This is a genomic window from Aggregatibacter segnis (assembly GCF_003130075.1).
GTDB classification, from domain to species: Bacteria; Pseudomonadota; Gammaproteobacteria; order Enterobacterales; family Pasteurellaceae; genus Aggregatibacter; species Aggregatibacter segnis_A.
Map to the genome: position 1 here is coordinate 1 of NZ_NRCW01000010.1, position 16,900 is coordinate 16,900.

Here is a 16,900-nt window from a genome sequence, read left to right on the forward strand (position 1 = left end):
TCAATTTTAAAATCTTTAATGATAAAAACGAATCTTCAAGTGCCCACACAGTTTGTCTGATTGATTGTTAAAGAACAAAAAACGACGCGCGGTTTTATGCTTTACAACGGCGCGTCGTTGTGGGGGCGTATTATAGGCATTTATCACGACCTTGCAACCCCTTTTTACGTTTTTTTTGCAAAATATTTTTTAATTGATTATTTTTTGTCAGAATCGCACAAAATTTCGCTATCAAAATCCAATAAAGTTAATTTGTCAAACCCCAATGAATGAATAAGCTCTAATAGGCTATCTTCTTTTACAAGCGGCTTAGTACAAAATACTTGAGAATTCATTTGATTTTTTGACCGCACTTTTACGTCTTTAAGTAAAGATTTCACCCGTTTCGCAATTGCCGCGCCGGAATCAATAAAATATTTAACTTGCGGTAAACATTGCTGAATTTCAGATTTGATCAACGGGAAATGCGTACAACCTAGCACGACAGCGTCTAAATTAGGTATATTTTCCCATTCGCTCAATTCTGCTTTTATCTCATTTAAATCAATAGGATATCCATGCAACTTGAGCTCTGCCAACTCCACTAATTTTGTACTACCAATTTTCTCAACCTGACAAAAAGAGGCATATTTATCAATTAAATCCGATAAATATTGACGTTTTACCGTTCCCTTAGTAGCAAGCAATCCGATATGCTTGGTTTGCGTTTGTTCTGCCGCAGGTTTAATCGCCGGTACCGTACCAACAATAGGAATGGAAAAATGTTTACGCAATACCGGCAAAACCACCGTACTTGCCGTATTACAGGCGATAACAATAAGATCTAAGGGATACATGTTGTCGATGCGTTGGCAAATTTTTAACGTACGCTCAACAATACCCTCTTCAGGCTTTTCAGAATAAGGAAAATAAGCGTTATCAAAACAATATAAATAATGATAATCAGGCAAAAGCTGTTTAACTTCCTGATATACGCTCAAGCCTCCAACGCCTGAATCAAAAAAAAGAATGGTCGGTTTGGATTGAATATTCATGGGTCATTTTATATAAAAATTTGCGTAATTTTATTCGCTTATCAAGCTGTTCTCAAGGAAAAGCTCGCTAATGAGCAACGGCATTTCTTGCACTAAGAATAGCGAACGGCGTGCATATAAACCACCTGCCGAATCTTGTGCCCATTGAGTCCCCAACCGTTGCGACGACAATGCAAAAAGCCATTCCCCAATCGGCTTATCACCTAATGTGGACAGTGATTGATAATCGGTGAATAACGCTTTAGAAATTAACGTGCGCGCTTCTACCCAAGGTTTTCCATCACCATGCAATACCACTTCACGACACCAGTAAAGTCCCCCGGGCAAAAGTGCGGTCTCATTTTCAAATGTTTTTTTCTATCCATTTTTCCGACCGCACTTTCACCTCAAATTGATGGCACCGTTGCTTCAATCTAGCGGTCAGAGATCCTTTTTCAAATAGCCAATGCTGGATGGGAAAAGGAATATGTTAAACCTCTGGCGCATCTTCGGGTTGCCAAGTTAAACGAGCAAAAATCGAATCAGGCATTGCTATAAATCTCACGATTATTCAGCCAACGGCGAATCAATAATTCTGCTGTTTGCGGATATTTTTGTATTAATTGTTTAGCATAGAATTGGACGGTTGGAAGCATTTTACGATCACGCATGAGGTTTGCCACTTTGAATTCGGTTATGCCGGTTTGTTTCGTACCAAGCACTTCGCCCGGGCCACGAATTTCTAAATCTTTTTCGGAAATGACAAAGCCATCTTGCGTGTCACGCATGACTTGTAAACGTTTTTGCGAAATTTTGCCCAGTGGCGGTTTATACATCAAGACACAAAAAGAGGCGGTACTTCCTCGCCCCACACGTCCGCGAAGCTGATGAAGCTGGGAGAGCCCTAAACGCTCAGCATTTTCAATGATCATTAAACTGGCATTTGGCACATCCACGCCGACTTCAATCACTGTGGTGGCAACTAACAAATCTAGCTCGGCAAGCTTGAATTGCTCCATGACGGCTTGTTTTTCACTTGGTTTCATCCGCCCATGGACTAAGCCAATACGCAAGTGCGGTAAGATTTTATGAAGATCTTCTGCTACCGCCTCCGCGGCCTGAGCTTCCAGCACTTCCGATTCATCAATCAGGGTACAAACCCAATAAGCCTGCCGTTTTTCCTGTGTGCAAGCTACATTAACCCGCTCGATAATTTCCGCACGACGTTCTTCAGAAATAGCAATGGTCGTGATCGGTGTTCGTCCGGGTGGCAGTTCGTCAATAATTGAGGTGTCCAAATCGGCATATACAGTCATGGCCAATGTGCGTGGAATTGGCGTGGCGGTCATAATAAGTTGGTGAGGATAAACACCTGCTTGATTGCCTTTTTCACGCAACATTAAACGTTGGTGTACGCCAAAACGATGTTGCTCATCCACAATCACCAAACTCAGATTATGAAATGCGACTTCATCTTGGAATAGGGCGTGTGTCCCCACCACCATTTGAACCGTACCGTTTTTTATTTTTTCCAGCTCGGCAGTGCGTTGCTTCCCTTTGACTTTTCCTGCCAACCAACCGACTTGAATACCAAGCGGCTCAAACCAACGGCGGAAATTTGTAGCATGCTGTTCCGCCAAAATCTCCGTTGGTGCCATTAACGCCACTTGTTTGCTATTATCGATTGCCGTCAACGCCGCCAGTGCCGCGACCAAAGTTTTACCGGATCCTACATCCCCCTGCACCAACCGCATCATCGGGTAAGTCTGAGCGATGTCTTGCTCAATGTCTTCCGTCACCCGCAGCTGTGCCTTCGTTGGTTGGAAAGGCAACTGAGCTAAAAAACGTTGTTTTAAATTGGATCGAGGTGTTAAAGACTCGGCTAAATTTGCTTGAATTCCCGACCGCACTTTTTGCATCGCGAGATTATATGCCAACAATTCTTCAAAGATTAGGCGCTGTTGTGCAGGGTGTTTGCCCTCTTCTAAGGTGGCCAACGAAACATCCGGCGGCGGATTGTGTAAAAACTGAATTGCCGATTTCAAATCAAAAGGATGCGGATTAAACTCCGTTGGCAATAATTCCGCTAATGGTGTTTTTTCCAATACCTGTAGAGCCTGAGCGATAAGTTTACGCAATGACGTTTGTTTTAATCCTTCTGTGGCAGGATAAATAGGCGTTAGCGTTTCCGCCAAAATGAGAGGCTTATTATCATGAATAATTTGATATTCAGGATGATGAATCTCTGCCATAAAACGCCCACGACGTACTTCGCCAAAAGCTTTCACCCGAGCGCCTGGCTGTAGGCTATTTTTCATGCCGGCATTAAAGTTAAAAAAACGTAATGCTAATTTGGATGTGCCATCAGAAAGGTAAACCATAAGCATCGGACGACGACCAAATTGCACCTCTGCACTTTGGACTACGCCTTCAATCGTGGCGTACTGGTCAGCCTGTAAATCGGCAATAGGCGTGATTCGGGTGCGATCTTCGTAACGAAGGGGAAGGTGAAATAGCAAATCCTGTAAATTAAAAATACCCAATTTGCCTAACTTTTCCGCTATCGCGGCACCAACACCGGAAATGGCTGTAAGCGGAATCGCATCTAATAATTGGGTATTCATTTATTGATTAATGTTACGTTCAATGCTGATTAATTCAGGAATAGCTTTAATTTTACGAATAATTTGTTCGAGATGTTTTTTATCTTTAACCGTCAAAAGCACGACGATTTGATACAAACGCCCTTCCTGCTCTTCTGTCCAAATGCTTTGGATATTGCTGTCCATAGACGAAATGGCAGACATCAGATGGGGTAATGTGCCTTGTTGGTTGAGCATTTCAATGCGAAGTTCCGCTTCAAATTCAAGTTGAGCGCTACTTTTTTCCCAATCAACAGACATATAATGTTTTGGGTTATCTTTACGATCTTTCAAATTCGAACAGGCTTCATGATGGATGACTAAACCTTTACCCGGACTGGCGTAGGCAATGATCGGGTCACCCGGTACCGGATGACAACACTGTGCAAATGTGGTCAACAAACCGCCATTCGCATTGATTTCTAATGGACTGCTATTGTTGTCCGGATTGCCATCCGTATCAATTTCGATAGATTCCCCTAACAAGCGGTGCGCGATCACGCTGCTCATTTGGTTACCTAAACCGATTTCCATAAATAAATCATCCAAATCGGCTAATTTAAGATCGATCAATACATTTCGTACATATTCAGGGTTGAGATCATCTAATTTGATTGGATTTAAGGCATGTACGAGTTGACGTTTACCGGATTCAACGGCTTCATCATGACGTAAATTTTTCAATGCATGACGGATACTTGAACGGGCTTTGGCGGTAACCACAAAATTCAGCCATGCGGCATTCGGTTTCGCATTCGGTGAAGTGACAATATCAATGGTTTGTCCGGATTCCAACGCCTGAGATAATGGATACGGCTTGCGATCCACATTTGCAGCAATACAGTTTTTTCCTATATCCGTATGCACCGCGTAAGCAAAATCGACCGGTGTTGCGCCTTTCGGCAACTCAACAATCCGCCCTTTCGGGGTAAAAACATAAATTTCTTTCGGGAAGAATTCGGATTTTACACTTTCAATGAACTCAAACGAGTTACCCGCACTTTGTTGTAGCTCGATTAAACTTTGTAGCCAGCGTTGCGCTTTAATTTGTGCCGTTGTGCTGTCGTTGCGTCCACCTTGTTTATAAGCCCAATGTGCCGCCACGCCCATTTCAGCCATTTGGTCCATTTCTTCGGTACGAATTTGCACTTCCACGGGTACGCCGTGTGGACCAATCATCGACGTATGCAAAGACTGATAACCATTCGCTTTTGGCACAGCAATGTAATCTTTTACCCGCCCCGGACGCGGTTTGTAAAGACTGTGCATTTGCCCCAAGACGCGATAGCAGGTATCCAAATTATCCACGACGGTACGGAACGCATAAATATCCATAATGGAATGAAACTGCTGATCTTTTAAGCGCATTTTTTGGTAAATGGCATAGAGATGCTTCTCACGTCCAAAAACACGCGCTTGAATGCCCACATCGTCTAATCGACCTTTAATTTCTGCAGAAATACGCTCAATCATATCTTTACGATTTCCGCGTGCGATTTGCACAACTTTTTGCAGAACGGCATAACGCTGCGGATGCATGGCTTCAAAGCCAAGATCTTCCAGTTCATTTTTGATGTGTTCGATACCCAAACGATGCGCTAGAGGGGCGTAAATTTCTAACGTTTCTTTAGCGATACGACGACGTTTATCAGGGCGCAATGCGCCAAGCGTGCGCATATTATGGGTACGGTCGGCAAGTTTGATAAGAACGACGCGAATATCCTTGGTCATTGCCAGGATCATTTTGCGGAAGTTCGCCACTTCCGCTTCTTGACGCGTTCTGAATTTGAGTTTGTCGAGCTTTGATACACCTTCAACAATTTCGGCCACACTGGCGCCGAATTCATCTTTCAACTGTTCTTCGGTATAAGGCGTATCTTCAATGACATCATGTAACAAAGCCGCCATAACAGCTTCATGATCTAATCGCATTCCAGCAATGATAGACGCCACGGCGACAGGATGGGTGATATAGGGCTCACCGCTAGAGCGTGCTTGTCCTTCGTGTGCATCGCGAGCAATCACAAATGCACGTTTAACCAATTCAATTTGCTCAGGTGGCAAATACCCCTGAATAATATGATGTAAACCTTCGAATAAATACAAAACACACCCGCCTAATTAAAAAAACGTGGTTAATTTTGACCGCACTTTATTCGGATAATAAAGAAACGGCGTTCACTTCAGCTCTTTCCATCGCCAAATGTTCTTGGCGTTCTTGAGCATCTAAAATTTCGTTATTAATCAAGCCTTTTTCAATTTCACGCAACGCAATTACGGTTGGTTTGTCGTTATCTTCCGGCACCAAAGGTTCGCGCGCATGTAGCTGTAATTGTCTTGCACGACGGGCAGCGGTTAAAATTAAATCAAAACGGTTACCAATTTTTTCTACTGCATCTTGCACGGTTACACGAGCCATAAATTACTCCAGTTTGCTAAATATAATATGAATCTAAAGGGCGGACATGATACTAAAACATGCCTTATTTTTCCAGCAATTGTTCGATCAAGCCTTGATTTTCTTGCTGCTGATGCGTCAAGGTTAATCGCTCTGCGCGCAAGATTGCCTGTAAGTCAGCCAGCGCCTGCTCAAAACTATCGTTCACGATGACGTAATCGTATTCATTGTAGTGGGAAATTTCACTGATGGCTTTTGCCATTCTGTCAGCAATCACTTCCGCACTGTCTTGCCCTCTCCCAATTAAACGATTTTCCAGTTCATCTAAAGACGGAGGCAAAATAAAAATGCTTTTTACATTAGGGACTTTTTCACGGATTTGTTGTGCGCCTTGCCAATCGATGTCAAGAAACACATCAATCCCTTTGGCTAAATTTTCTTCAATAGCAAATAAAGAAGTGCCGTAATAATTGCCACCAAAAACTTTGGCATATTCCAAGAATGCATTTTGTTCGATTAAATTTTCGAACTCATCATGAGAAACAAAATAATAGTGCACGCCCTCCTCCTCACCCGGACGGGGTTGTCTGGTAGTATGAGAAACGGACACCATCATTTGATGCAGATTGTTTTGTTTCAATAACGCTGCGATTAACGATGATTTTCCAGCACCACTCGGCGCAGAGATAATATATAAATTGCCTTGTAACATAATGATTCTCTCGTCAATAATTTTGTTTATTATGCCTCTAACCCAATAAAAAATCAGCAAAAGTGCGGTCATTTTTTACAGAATTTTTGAGCGTGTTTTTCTATTTATCTGAGAACAGATACTTTCTCAAGGTTGGGAAAGCGTGCTATAATCTCACACAAAATTGGTAGGCGGATATTTTCTCATTTCTACCGAATTTAACCTTTTCGTTTAACTTAAAAATATAAGGTGAAATCTTATGGCAATTAAAATTGGTATCAATGGTTTCGGTCGTATCGGCCGTATCGTATTCCGCGCAGCACAACATCGTGATGACATCGAAGTTGTAGGTATCAACGACTTAATCGACGTTGAATACATGGCTTACATGTTGAAATACGATTCAACTCATGGCCGTTTCGATGGCACTGTTGAAGTGAAAAACGGCAACCTAGTGGTAAACGGCAAAACTATCCGTGTAACAGCTGAACGTGATCCGGCAAACCTTAACTGGGGCGCAATCGGTGTTGATATCGCTGTTGAAGCAACCGGTTTATTCTTAACGGATGAAACTGCTCGTAAACATATCACTGCAGGTGCGAAAAAAGTGGTGTTAACCGGTCCATCTAAAGACAGTACCCCAATGTTCGTACGCGGTGTAAACTTTGATGCTTATAAAGGTCAAGACATCGTTTCTAACGCGTCTTGTACAACTAACTGCTTAGCACCATTAGCCAAAGTTATCAACGACAAATTCGGTATCAAAGACGGTTTAATGACCACTGTTCACGCAACCACAGCGACACAAAAAACCGTTGACGGTCCATCTGCTAAAGACTGGCGCGGTGGTCGTGGTGCGGCACAAAACATCATCCCATCTTCTACCGGTGCAGCTAAAGCAGTAGGTAAAGTTATCCCTGCATTAAACGGTAAATTAACCGGTATGGCGTTCCGTGTTCCTACACCAAACGTATCTGTTGTTGACTTAACCGTTAACCTTGAAAAACCGGCAACTTACGCTGAAATCTGTGCAGAATTAAAACGCGCTTCTGAAAACGAAATGAAAGGCGTTTTAGGCTACACGGAAGATGCGGTTGTTTCTACCGACTTCAACGGTTGCTCATTCACTTCTGTGTTTGATGCAGCAGCAGGTATCGCATTAACCGACACCTTCGTAAAACTTGTCTCTTGGTACGATAACGAAACCGGTTATTCACACAAAGTATTAGACTTAGTTGCTCACATTTACAACTACAAAGGCTAATTCTTTACACTCAACATAAAAATAGCTCCCAATGGGAGCTATTTTTATGAATGATACTAAAAGTGCGGTCGTTTTTCAGGGCGTTTTACAATGCTAACACCAACACGCCGGAAAGAATTAACCCTGCGCCAACAAGCAATTTCATACTAAGTGGTTCACCTAAAAGAGTTACCCCTAATATAATCGCAATTACCACGCTTAATTTATCAATAGGCGCAACCCAAGAAGCCGGCGCAAGTTGTAAAGCTCGATAATATAGAAGCCAAGAAAGCCCGGTGGCAACCCCAGACAACACAAGAAAAATTACCGGTTTAGCAGCAATATGTTGAGGCAATTGCCATTCATTTCGTATTGAAATAATTGTTATGACAACAAATAAAATTACTACGGTACGAATAAATGTGGCTAAATTACTGTTTAATCCTTCAACACCTAACTTTCCTAAAATCGCGGTCAATCCTGCAAAAAATGCGGAGCCTATCGCAAACCAAACCCAATTCATTTCAATCTCCTCATGTTTTCTCAACACTCTGCCTATAATATAGTGTCTTTTTTTATATACCAATTTTTCCTAATAATTCTTGTTAATTTCTAGGTATTCATAACACAAGAAATTTATTGCGTTATAGACAATTGATATCTTCTCAAATTGCTGTTTGAATAACATCAACGGACGCATATCACATTAAAGTGCGGTGAAATTTGGCAGTGAATTGTAAATAGACACCGTAGACATTCGACAAAAGTTTACGACCTGTAATACAATGGAGGAAAATCAATCAATAAAATGCAGTGAATTGACCATCATTTGAATTTGCCATAAAGCAAAAAGCCCCAGCAACATAGAATGAAAAAATTAATTTCTACATGATCGAATTTTCAACTCCGTCAGTAACATTTTCTTTCGGTCAAATTTTCACCCATTTATCTATAATGATTGATATCTTAAAACCAAGAGCAAAATTAATTTATGGCTAATAAAATTAATATTCAAATTACCTATGCCTTCCCCGATCATCATTATCTAAAAACATTTAGCGTTGATGAGGGTACAATGGTACAAACAGCGATTGTGCAATCCGGTATTTTACAACAATTCAATGACATTGATTTACGCACCAATAAAATTGGTATTTTTAGCCGCCCTGTAAAATTAAACGATCAATTAAAAGAGGGAGATCGCATTGAAATCTATCGTCCGCTTTTAGCTGATCCAAAAGAAATTCGGCGCAAACGTGCAGAAGAACAGGCCAAGAAAAAATAGCACAACACAAAGAAGGAATGTATATGAGCAAATTCTGCTTACCCCAAGATATTACCCCAGAAATTTTCTTACGTGATTACTGGCAAAAAAAACCTCTCTTAATTCGTAGCGGATTGCCAGAAATTGTAGGTCAATTAGAACCTGATGACATTTTAGAACTCGCCCAAACAGAAGAAGTCGTCGCTCGTTTAATCAAGCAACATAGCGAAGATAATTGGGAACTGTTCACCACTCCGTTATCTGAAGAAGACTTTACAAACATGCCGGAGAAATGGTCTGTTTTAGTCCAAAACTTGGAACAATGGTCACCACAACTTGGTAGTTTGTGGAATAAATTCGGTTTTATTCCACAATGGCAGCGCGATGACATTATGGTGTCCTTTGCGCCGCAAGGCGGATCCGTTGGGAAACATTACGATGAATACGATGTTTTCCTTGTGCAGGCTTACGGGCATCGCCGTTGGCAATTGGGTAAATGGTGCGAACCAACAACTGAATTTAAACCTAATCAACCTATTCGTATTTTTGATGATATGGGTGAATTAATTTTAGATGAAGTAATGGCGCCAGGAGATGTACTTTATGTGCCTTCCCGACTCTCCCATTACGGTGTGGCACAAGATGATTGCTTAACGGTTTCTTTCGGCTTACGTTACCCAAACACGAGCGAATTAATTGACAACTTAGAACGTAACCTTTGTCATCCAAATCTAGACGTGAGTGAGCTGAATATCCCATTCCGTTTAACACCCGAAGTCCAAAATACCGGCAAACTCGACACAGCAACAGTACAGGAATTAAAACGCCAATTCTTGCAACAACTGTCTCAATCCAAACAATTTAATCAACTGTTCCAACATGCTTTGGCAACCACAGTAAGTCAAAGACGTTATGAATTACTAGACGTTGGCGAATTCACTGATCTTGATGATGTTACCGAAATCTTTGAGTTAGGCGGAAAATTGCAACAAGATAACAACTGCAAATTAGTTTATACGGAAAACCCGTTGCGTATTTACGCCAATGGCGAATGGCTGGATGAGTTAAACCACGCTGAGGCTGAAATACTGAAAAAATTAGCCGATGGCGAAAACGTTGATTACGCTTTCCTAACTCAATTGATTGAAAAAGACGGAGAACTTTCTCTTCATGCGCTCTTTGACAGTATTTGTAACTGGCTGGATGACGGCTGGGCACTATTGCATGAGCACTAAAAAACAATAAAGAGAATGAGCGATAATATTTATTCCGTCAGTCAGCTGAACCAATCTGTACGCTTGATGTTAGAAAATCAACTTGGGCAGGTTTGGCTTACTGGGGAAATTTCTAATTTTACCCAGCCGGTTTCCGGTCATTGGTATTTGAGTTTAAAAGACGAAAATGCCCAAGTGCGTTGCGCCATGTTCCGCATGAAAAATCTGCGCGTGAGCTTTCGTCCAACCAATGGCATGCAAGTGTTGGTGCGTGCTTCCGTCAGTTTGTATGAGCCACGCGGTGATTATCAACTGATTATCGAAAGCATGCACCTCGCCGGCGATGGCTTGCTTATGCAGCAGTTTGAAGCATTAAAAGTAAAGCTCGCGGCAGAAGGATTATTCGCTCAAAATCACAAAAAAAAACTACCGCACTTTAGCAAGGCGGTTGGAATTGTTACCTCTCAAACCGGTGCGGCGCTGCAAGATATCTTACATATTTTGCAGCGTCGTGACCCAAGTCTGAAAGTCATCATTTATCCAACGGCGGTACAAGGTAAAGATGCGGCAACTGAAATTACGCAGATGATTCAACTTGCTAATCAACGGCAAGAAGTCGATGTGCTCATTGTTGGACGCGGTGGTGGCTCCTTAGAGGATTTATGGTGTTTCAACGAAGAAAAAGTGGCGCGCGCCATTTTCCATTCAGCCATTCCCATCATCAGTGCAGTAGGGCATGAAACTGATGTGACTATCGCTGATTTCGTTGCCGACTTACGTGCCCCGACGCCTTCCGCTGCAGCAGAGCTCGTCAGTCGTAACCAAGCAGAATTGATACAACAATTACAATATCGTCAGCAACGAATTGAAATTGCTTTAGATCGAATCTTTGCCGAGAAAAAGCAACACTTACAACACCTCTCCTTGCGTTTACAGCATCGTCATCCGCAATCACAGCTCCGCATTCAACAACAATTAATCACACAATTACGCCATCGTTTACAACAAAGCTTGTACCATCGTTGGCAAAAAACGGCAGAAAATCTGACCGCACTTTCTACCAGATTATATAAAAATCCGCTGCCACTACGAGTACAACAGCACGAACAGCGAGTGGCGCAACTCAAAGTGCGGTTAAATTCTGAAATGAATTTGAAGCTGGGACTTCAGCAAAAACAGCTAGCCCATTTATGTGGAAAATTAGACAGTTTAAGTCCATTGAAAGTGTTGGCGCGTGGCTACTCCATTACGCAAAACGCCAAGTATGGCACGATTAAATCGATTAATGAGGTCAAGATTGGGGAGCAAATAAGAACACGTTTGACTGATGGTGAAATCATCAGCCAAATCAGCCAAATCGAGAAAAAATAACTTATTGTTTTTTATGCTTTTCCAAAGAGCGGTGCAAAATACTGACGTTTTTGCCTTTATCTTGGAAATACTTGCCCAATTGTTCGGCAACATAGACGGAACGATGTTTACCACCGGTACAACCAATCGCAATGGTCAAATAACTGCGGTTATTCTGCTCCAACATCGGCAACCAAGTTTCAATATAAGAACGGGTTAAATAGATAAATTGATGCACTTCATTGTGTTTTTCGAGAAATTCTACCACCGGCTGATCCAAACCTGTCATTGGTCTTAGTGCATGATTCCAATGGGGATTAGGTAAAAAACGGACATCAAAAACATAATCCGCATCCAACGGAATGCCGTATTTAAAACCAAAGGACTCCACTACAATTTTCAATTCCGTATCGGAATGCCCGCGCAAAAATTCGCGTAAACGCTCGGCCAATTCATGAGTGGACAAGGATCCTGTATCAATGATGATATTTGCCTGTTGAATCAATGGATCAAGATGTTTACTTTCTTCGTCGATAGCGGCTTCCAGAGAAAGATCTTGCGTGGATAAGGGGTGTAAACGGCGAGAGTCGCTATAACGACGAACTAACGTTGTTTTATCGGAATCCAAAAAGATGATTTTAACGTTATGTTCTTGTTGAATATGCGCAATCGTCTTTTCCAATACTGAAGGTGACGTTGGCAAATTACGAATATCCAAACTAATCGCAACAGCGTGTTGATTAACAGAAAGAATATTGATTAATTGCGGAACCAAATCTAATGGCAAATTATCTACGCAATAGTAGCCCATATCTTCCAAGGCTCTTAATGCAACGGATTTTCCACCACCGGAACGACCGCTAATAATGATAATTTCCATAATTCCCCCGTTAAACCATTTTTCTTTATTCTTCAGAACCGGATTCCGGTGCTAATGAAGCAGAATCTTCCTCATCAGCCTCTATTTCTTCCGACTCGCATTGATCATAATGTGAAAAAACGCCCCAAATTTCGTCCGCACTTTTTGCCGCCCGCAGTTGTTTACACAAAGATTTATCCACTAAATTCTCAGCCAACGTTGGCAAATACTGAATGTAATCGCCACACATATTTTCCGGGACCAATACTGCGAAAATTAAGTCGACTTCACGTTTATCTGCAGCTTCATAATCAATAGGGCTTTCTAATTGAATAAATACACCTATCGGTTTGCCACCATTAGGCAGTCTCCCTTTTGGCATGGCAACCCCACCACCTAAACCGGAATTGCCTAATTTCTCACGGGTAAACAAACAATCAAAACAGCATTGCTCGCCATTTTCCATGTGTAATTGTTCTTCCACGATACGTGCAATGGACTCAAAAACTCGTTTTTTGCTGGAAGAAATCATTCCTTGACGAATGGTTTCCGGCGTTAATAACTCAGTAAATTTCATAGATTACAGTTGGAAATCGGCGCCTAAATAAACGTCTTTAACCAATTTGTTATTCATAATTTCAGTTGGTGTACCGGTTGCAATCATCTTGCCTGAACTTACAATGTAAGCCCGTTCGCACACATCTAAGGTTTCACGTACGTTATGGTCGGTAATTAACACGCCAAGACCACGATCGCGTAAATCTTTAATAATTTTCTTAATATCAATCACGGAAATTGGATCGACGCCGGCAAAAGGCTCATCCAATAAAATGAATTTGGGATTGGCGGCTAAAGCACGTGCGATTTCTACGCGGCGACGTTCACCACCGGATAAAGATTGCCCCAAACTATCGCGAATATGTCCGATATTAAATTCTTCAATCAGCTCATCTGCTTTTTCTTGGCGTTGAAGTGCGGTCAAATCTTTACGTATTTCCAATACCGCCATCAAATTCTCATACACGCTTAAACGGCGAAAAATAGAGGCTTCTTGCGGTAAGTAACCAACACCTTTTTGTGCGCGGTTATGCATTGGCAACAGACTGATATCCTCATCATCAATGCGAATCTTGCCTTGATCATGATTCACTAATCCCACCACCATATAGAAGGTAGTGGTTTTACCGGCACCATTCGGGCCTAATAAGCCAACGATTTCGCCTGAATGCACCGTTAAACTGACATCAGAAACCACTTGGCGGTTTTTATAGCTTTTCGCTAAATTTTCAGCATACAGAATCGGCATCTTTTATCCTATTTGCCACTGGCACGATTTAATTGGGTGGGAATTAATACAGTTTTTACGCGCGCACCGGAATTGGCATTCGCTTTCAGCTGCTGTTTGGCTACATCATAGGTAATAACACTACCGTTAATTTTGCTATCTAATTGTTTTAATTCCGCATCACCGCTCAACGTTAAAAATTCAGTGCCGAGGTCATAAACCACTTTATTCGCTTTGCCATCAACCGGTTTGCCGTCATCCATAATTTGATGAAAAGTCACCGGGTTGCCAAACGCTTCCACTTTATCTTTTTGTTTAGAATTCTCTTCCGGACGGGTAATAACCACTTTGCTCGCTTTGACGATAATGGAACCCTGTGTAATCACCACGTTATCCGTGAAAGTAACGACACGATTATTCATGTCCAAAGATTGATTATCGGACACGATATTAATCGGTTGATTGGTATCTTCTTTTAACGCCAAGGCGGAAAAAGACATAAAAACCAATGTAGAAGCAAGCACAATTTTACTGCTTATTAATTTCATAATGTGTTTTTACCTGTTCTTTTAAAGTGGCCACTTGTTGTTGTAAGTTGCCTGTCAATTTTAAACCTGTCGAACTAAAATCCTGTCCGTTTAATTTCACCATTTTATCGGAAGTAATGTCTTGCGTGGTTAGATTCACTACCGCACTCTCAGTTTCAATACGTTGCAAACGGGATTGTGCAGAAAGACTTTTCGCCACGACATTGCCCTCTAAATACAACATGTTGTTCTTCGTTAAGGTGGCCTTATTCGCACTTAACTCCCAACTTTCCGTGCCAGCATTATCCGTACCAGCACGCTGAATTTCGAGCTCCAATAAATGCACCGTCGGATTTATAAAATTCGTATGCCCATCCGAGGTGTAATACTCTACTTTGTCGGATGAGGCCAAATACTGTTTTTTGCCGGTCGGTGCATACACCACCGTGTTCATTTTCTGCCCGACATATTCCGGCGCGTCTGCCGTCTTAACAAGCGAATTCAGCCCGTCATCTTCTTGATTCAAGCTATAAAACCAAGCTAATAATCCCAATGCGACTGCCGCCAACACAATATTCCAGCGAATATTCATAACTCTATTTTAAGCCATAACAATTAATAATAAGGTGCAATAATAGCACAACTTTATTGAAAAAATCTAAAAGTGCGGTCGGATTTCAGCACGTTTTAATGGGAACATTTTTGCTAAAACGGAGTCCAAGGCGGGGCATGAATGCTACGTAATTCTATTTGACATTCACGTGGATTTCATAGACTATCGCAACTCATTTTTATTCACTCAAGGCGCTCAAGCCTTCTCATAATTAAGGTTTTATGAACGACGCTTTAATTGAAGTTAAACACCTGACGTTTAAACGTGGCGAACGTGTGATTTATCGCGATCTCAATTTACGTGTACCACGCGGTAAAATCACAGCCATTATGGGCCCTTCCGGCATTGGTAAAACCACGTTATTAAAACTGATTGGTGGACAGCTCATCCCTGATGAAGGGGAAATCCTGTTTGACGGGCAAGATATTTGCAAACTGTCTAACAGCGAACTTTATGAAGTGCGTAAACGCATGGGCATGCTATTCCAATCCGGTGCGTTATTCACAGATATTTCCACCTTCGATAATGTGGCCTTTGCCATTCGTGAACACACGAATCTGCCGCCCTCATTAATTCGTCAAATAGTATTAATGAAATTAGAAGCGGTGGGATTACGCGGTGCAGCCGATTTAATGCCGTCCGAACTTTCCGGAGGGATGGCTCGCCGAGCCGCACTTGCCCGCGCGATTGCATTAGATCCGGATTTAATCATGTTTGATGAACCGTTTACCGGACAAGACCCAATTAGCATGGGCGTCATTATTAGTTTAATCAAACGCTTGAACGAGGCCTTAAATCTCACGTCTATCGTGGTTTCTCATGATGTGCAGGAGCTTTTGAGCATTGCGGATTATGCCTACATCATTGCGGATAAACATGTGATTGCCGAAGGAACATCTGCCCAATTACTGGCAAGCAAAGATCCGCAAGTTACCCAATTCTTGCAAGGACATGCTGATGGCCCGGTGCATTTTCATTATCCGGCACCGAATTACCTTGAGGAGCTGTTCAAATGTTAGAAAATTTGATTTCAACGTTTGGCCGTCACGCCATTAATTTTGGACGAGCACTTGGACGTGCCGGTTTTTTACTGTTCGGCGCATTAATTGGCAAACCACAAGTTCGCAAGCATTTTCCTTTGTTTATTAAACAATTACATGTGCTTGGCGTACAGTCTTTATTAATCATCATGCTTTCCGGTTTATTTATCGGTATGGTGCTTGGTTTACAAGGGTATGTGGTATTAGTGGATTTCTCCGCGGAAACCAGTTTAGGGCAATTGGTCGCCTTATCCCTGCTTCGAGAATTAGGCCCGGTTGTGACCGCACTTTTATTCGCCGGACGCGCAGGCTCAGCATTAACCGCCGAAATTGGTTTAATGAAAGCCACGGAACAATTATCTAGCTTGGAAATGATGGCAGTTGATCCATTACGTCGTGTCATTGCCCCACGTTTTTGGGCGGGGATTATTGCCATGCCGATTTTGTCCATCATCTTTATTGCCATCGGTATTTGGGGTGGTTCTTTAGTCGGTGTTGATTGGAAAGGCGTGGATGCCGGCAGTTTTTGGTCCGTGATGCAAAGCTCGGTAACTTGGAGCCATGATATTTTAAACGGCACGATCAAAAGTGTATTTTTCGCCATTGCGGTCGTTTGGATTGCGTTATTTAACGGCTACGATTGTATTCCAACCTCCGAAGGAATCAGCAAAGCCACCACCAGAACGGTAGTGCATGCTTCATTAGTCGTCCTCGGTTTAGACTTTGTACTGACCGCCATTATGTTCGGCGCAAATTAATCT

At 42.1% G+C, this 16,900-nt stretch carries 17 protein-coding genes and 2 pseudogenes; 7 read left to right on the forward strand and 12 right to left on the reverse strand.

The window, feature by feature from the left end:
* Nucleotides 1-197: 197 nt before the first annotated feature.
* From murI to gmk, 6 genes and pseudogenes are all read right to left on the reverse strand, one after another.
* Entirely contained in the window at nucleotides 198-1,034 is an 837-nt protein-coding gene (murI, locus tag DK415_RS08975; protein ID WP_109433342.1) for a glutamate racemase, read from the reverse strand.
* A gap of 30 nt (nucleotides 1,035-1,064) precedes the next feature.
* Nucleotides 1,065-1,563, reverse strand: a pseudogene (locus DK415_RS09560) (chorismate--pyruvate lyase family protein).
* The gene (gene recG, locus DK415_RS08985) at nucleotides 1,556-3,637 is read right to left on the reverse strand and encodes an ATP-dependent DNA helicase RecG (RefSeq protein ID WP_109433343.1); all 2,082 of its coding nucleotides are present in this window, start codon (nucleotides 3,635-3,637) and stop codon (nucleotides 1,556-1,558) included. Before recG ends, DK415_RS09560 begins: the two are co-directional and overlap by 8 nt.
* A complete protein-coding gene (gene spoT / locus DK415_RS08990; RefSeq protein WP_109433344.1) occupies nucleotides 3,638-5,761 on the reverse strand; it encodes a bifunctional GTP diphosphokinase/guanosine-3',5'-bis pyrophosphate 3'-pyrophosphohydrolase in 2,124 nt (707 codons plus the stop codon).
* Between the two features lie 46 nt (nucleotides 5,762-5,807).
* Nucleotides 5,808-6,074 (reverse strand): DNA-directed RNA polymerase subunit omega, encoded by a 267-nt coding sequence (gene rpoZ / locus DK415_RS08995; protein ID WP_048748994.1) that lies wholly within the window; start codon nucleotides 6,072-6,074, stop codon nucleotides 5,808-5,810.
* A 64-nt stretch (nucleotides 6,075-6,138) separates the two neighbouring features.
* The gene (gmk, locus tag DK415_RS09000) at nucleotides 6,139-6,765 is read right to left on the reverse strand and encodes a guanylate kinase (protein WP_109433345.1); all 627 of its coding nucleotides are present in this window, start codon (nucleotides 6,763-6,765) and stop codon (nucleotides 6,139-6,141) included.
* Nucleotides 6,766-7,003: 238 nt separating this feature from the next.
* On the opposite strand from gmk, the gene gap reads away from it, so the two are divergent.
* A complete protein-coding gene (gap, locus tag DK415_RS09005) occupies nucleotides 7,004-8,008 on the forward strand; it encodes a type I glyceraldehyde-3-phosphate dehydrogenase (RefSeq protein ID WP_109433346.1) in 1,005 nt (334 codons plus the stop codon).
* A gap of 85 nt (nucleotides 8,009-8,093) precedes the next feature.
* Here gap and DK415_RS09010 read toward each other — a convergent pair whose 3' ends face one another.
* Complete coding sequence (locus DK415_RS09010) at nucleotides 8,094-8,510, reverse strand: EamA family transporter (protein ID WP_109433347.1); 417 nt, start codon at nucleotides 8,508-8,510, stop codon at nucleotides 8,094-8,096.
* A gap of 368 nt (nucleotides 8,511-8,878) precedes the next feature.
* On the opposite strand from DK415_RS09010, the pseudogene DK415_RS09575 reads away from it, so the two are divergent.
* The 4 genes and pseudogenes from DK415_RS09575 to xseA form a co-directional block, all read left to right on the forward strand.
* A pseudogene (locus tag DK415_RS09575) lies at nucleotides 8,879-8,986 on the forward strand (type II toxin-antitoxin system RatA family toxin); the annotation flags it as partial.
* On the forward strand, nucleotides 8,979-9,272 hold the full coding sequence (locus DK415_RS09020) for an RnfH family protein (protein WP_006717277.1): 294 nt from the start codon (nucleotides 8,979-8,981) through the stop codon (nucleotides 9,270-9,272). The pseudogene DK415_RS09575 and the gene DK415_RS09020, both read left to right, overlap by 8 nt.
* Nucleotides 9,273-9,295: 23 nt before the next feature.
* Complete coding sequence (locus DK415_RS09025; RefSeq protein WP_109433348.1) at nucleotides 9,296-10,486, forward strand: ribosomal protein uL16 3-hydroxylase; 1,191 nt, start codon at nucleotides 9,296-9,298, stop codon at nucleotides 10,484-10,486.
* 15 nt (nucleotides 10,487-10,501) lie between these two features.
* A complete protein-coding gene (gene xseA / locus DK415_RS09030; RefSeq protein WP_109433349.1) occupies nucleotides 10,502-11,836 on the forward strand; it encodes an exodeoxyribonuclease VII large subunit in 1,335 nt (444 codons plus the stop codon).
* Nucleotide 11,837: 1 nt separating this feature from the next.
* Here the strand turns inward: xseA and rapZ are convergent, their stop codons facing one another.
* From rapZ to lptC, 5 genes are read right to left on the reverse strand one after another with little or no spacing between them, the layout of a single operon-like run.
* On the reverse strand, nucleotides 11,838-12,695 hold the full coding sequence (rapZ, locus tag DK415_RS09035) for an RNase adapter RapZ (protein WP_109433350.1): 858 nt from the start codon (nucleotides 12,693-12,695) through the stop codon (nucleotides 11,838-11,840).
* A 25-nt stretch (nucleotides 12,696-12,720) separates the two neighbouring features.
* Entirely contained in the window at nucleotides 12,721-13,251 is a 531-nt protein-coding gene (ptsN, locus tag DK415_RS09040) for a PTS IIA-like nitrogen regulatory protein PtsN (RefSeq protein WP_109433351.1), read from the reverse strand.
* 3 nt (nucleotides 13,252-13,254) lie between these two features.
* Nucleotides 13,255-13,980: an LPS export ABC transporter ATP-binding protein gene (gene lptB / locus DK415_RS09045; RefSeq protein WP_109433352.1), complete on the reverse strand. Its 726-nt coding sequence runs from the start codon at nucleotides 13,978-13,980 to the stop codon at nucleotides 13,255-13,257.
* 8 nt (nucleotides 13,981-13,988) lie between these two features.
* Nucleotides 13,989-14,507: a lipopolysaccharide transport periplasmic protein LptA gene (lptA, locus tag DK415_RS09050; protein WP_109128521.1), complete on the reverse strand. Its 519-nt coding sequence runs from the start codon at nucleotides 14,505-14,507 to the stop codon at nucleotides 13,989-13,991.
* Nucleotides 14,488-15,078, reverse strand: coding sequence for an LPS export ABC transporter periplasmic protein LptC (gene lptC, locus DK415_RS09055; RefSeq protein WP_109433353.1), 591 nt, complete (start codon nucleotides 15,076-15,078; stop codon nucleotides 14,488-14,490). The genes lptA and lptC overlap by 20 nt, the downstream gene beginning before the upstream one ends.
* A gap of 242 nt (nucleotides 15,079-15,320) precedes the next feature.
* Between lptC and mlaF the strand changes: the two genes are divergently transcribed.
* Together mlaF and mlaE are read left to right on the forward strand one after the other, a co-directional pair.
* Nucleotides 15,321-16,118, forward strand: coding sequence for a phospholipid ABC transporter ATP-binding protein MlaF (mlaF, locus tag DK415_RS09060; protein ID WP_109433354.1), 798 nt, complete (start codon nucleotides 15,321-15,323; stop codon nucleotides 16,116-16,118).
* The gene (mlaE, locus tag DK415_RS09065; RefSeq protein ID WP_006717260.1) at nucleotides 16,112-16,897 is read left to right on the forward strand and encodes a lipid asymmetry maintenance ABC transporter permease subunit MlaE; all 786 of its coding nucleotides are present in this window, start codon (nucleotides 16,112-16,114) and stop codon (nucleotides 16,895-16,897) included. Before mlaF ends, mlaE begins: the two co-directional genes overlap by 7 nt.
* The last annotated feature ends 3 nt before the right edge of the window (nucleotides 16,898-16,900 follow it).

Coding starts and splice junctions, on each gene's coding strand:
- murI (WP_109433342.1), bottom strand. CDS start 1,034: ATGAATATTCAATCCAAACCGACCATTCTTTTTTTTGATTCAGGCGTT.
- recG (WP_109433343.1), bottom strand. CDS start 3,637: ATGAATACCCAATTATTAGATGCGATTCCGCTTACAGCCATTTCCGGT.
- rpoZ (WP_048748994.1), bottom strand. CDS start 6,074: ATGGCTCGTGTAACCGTGCAAGATGCAGTAGAAAAAATTGGTAACCGT.
- gmk (WP_109433345.1), bottom strand. CDS start 6,765: ATGTTACAAGGCAATTTATATATTATCTCTGCGCCGAGTGGTGCTGGA.
- gap (WP_109433346.1), top strand. CDS start 7,004: ATGGCAATTAAAATTGGTATCAATGGTTTCGGTCGTATCGGCCGTATC.
- DK415_RS09010 (WP_109433347.1), bottom strand. CDS start 8,510: ATGAATTGGGTTTGGTTTGCGATAGGCTCCGCATTTTTTGCAGGATTG.
- DK415_RS09020 (WP_006717277.1), top strand. CDS start 8,979: ATGGCTAATAAAATTAATATTCAAATTACCTATGCCTTCCCCGATCAT.
- DK415_RS09025 (WP_109433348.1), top strand. CDS start 9,296: ATGAGCAAATTCTGCTTACCCCAAGATATTACCCCAGAAATTTTCTTA.
- xseA (WP_109433349.1), top strand. CDS start 10,502: ATGAGCGATAATATTTATTCCGTCAGTCAGCTGAACCAATCTGTACGC.
- rapZ (WP_109433350.1), bottom strand. CDS start 12,695: ATGGAAATTATCATTATTAGCGGTCGTTCCGGTGGTGGAAAATCCGTT.
- ptsN (WP_109433351.1), bottom strand. CDS start 13,251: ATGAAATTTACTGAGTTATTAACGCCGGAAACCATTCGTCAAGGAATG.
- lptB (WP_109433352.1), bottom strand. CDS start 13,980: ATGCCGATTCTGTATGCTGAAAATTTAGCGAAAAGCTATAAAAACCGC.
- lptA (WP_109128521.1), bottom strand. CDS start 14,507: ATGAAATTAATAAGCAGTAAAATTGTGCTTGCTTCTACATTGGTTTTT.
- lptC (WP_109433353.1), bottom strand. CDS start 15,078: ATGAATATTCGCTGGAATATTGTGTTGGCGGCAGTCGCATTGGGATTA.
- mlaF (WP_109433354.1), top strand. CDS start 15,321: ATGAACGACGCTTTAATTGAAGTTAAACACCTGACGTTTAAACGTGGC.
- mlaE (WP_006717260.1), top strand. CDS start 16,112: ATGTTAGAAAATTTGATTTCAACGTTTGGCCGTCACGCCATTAATTTT.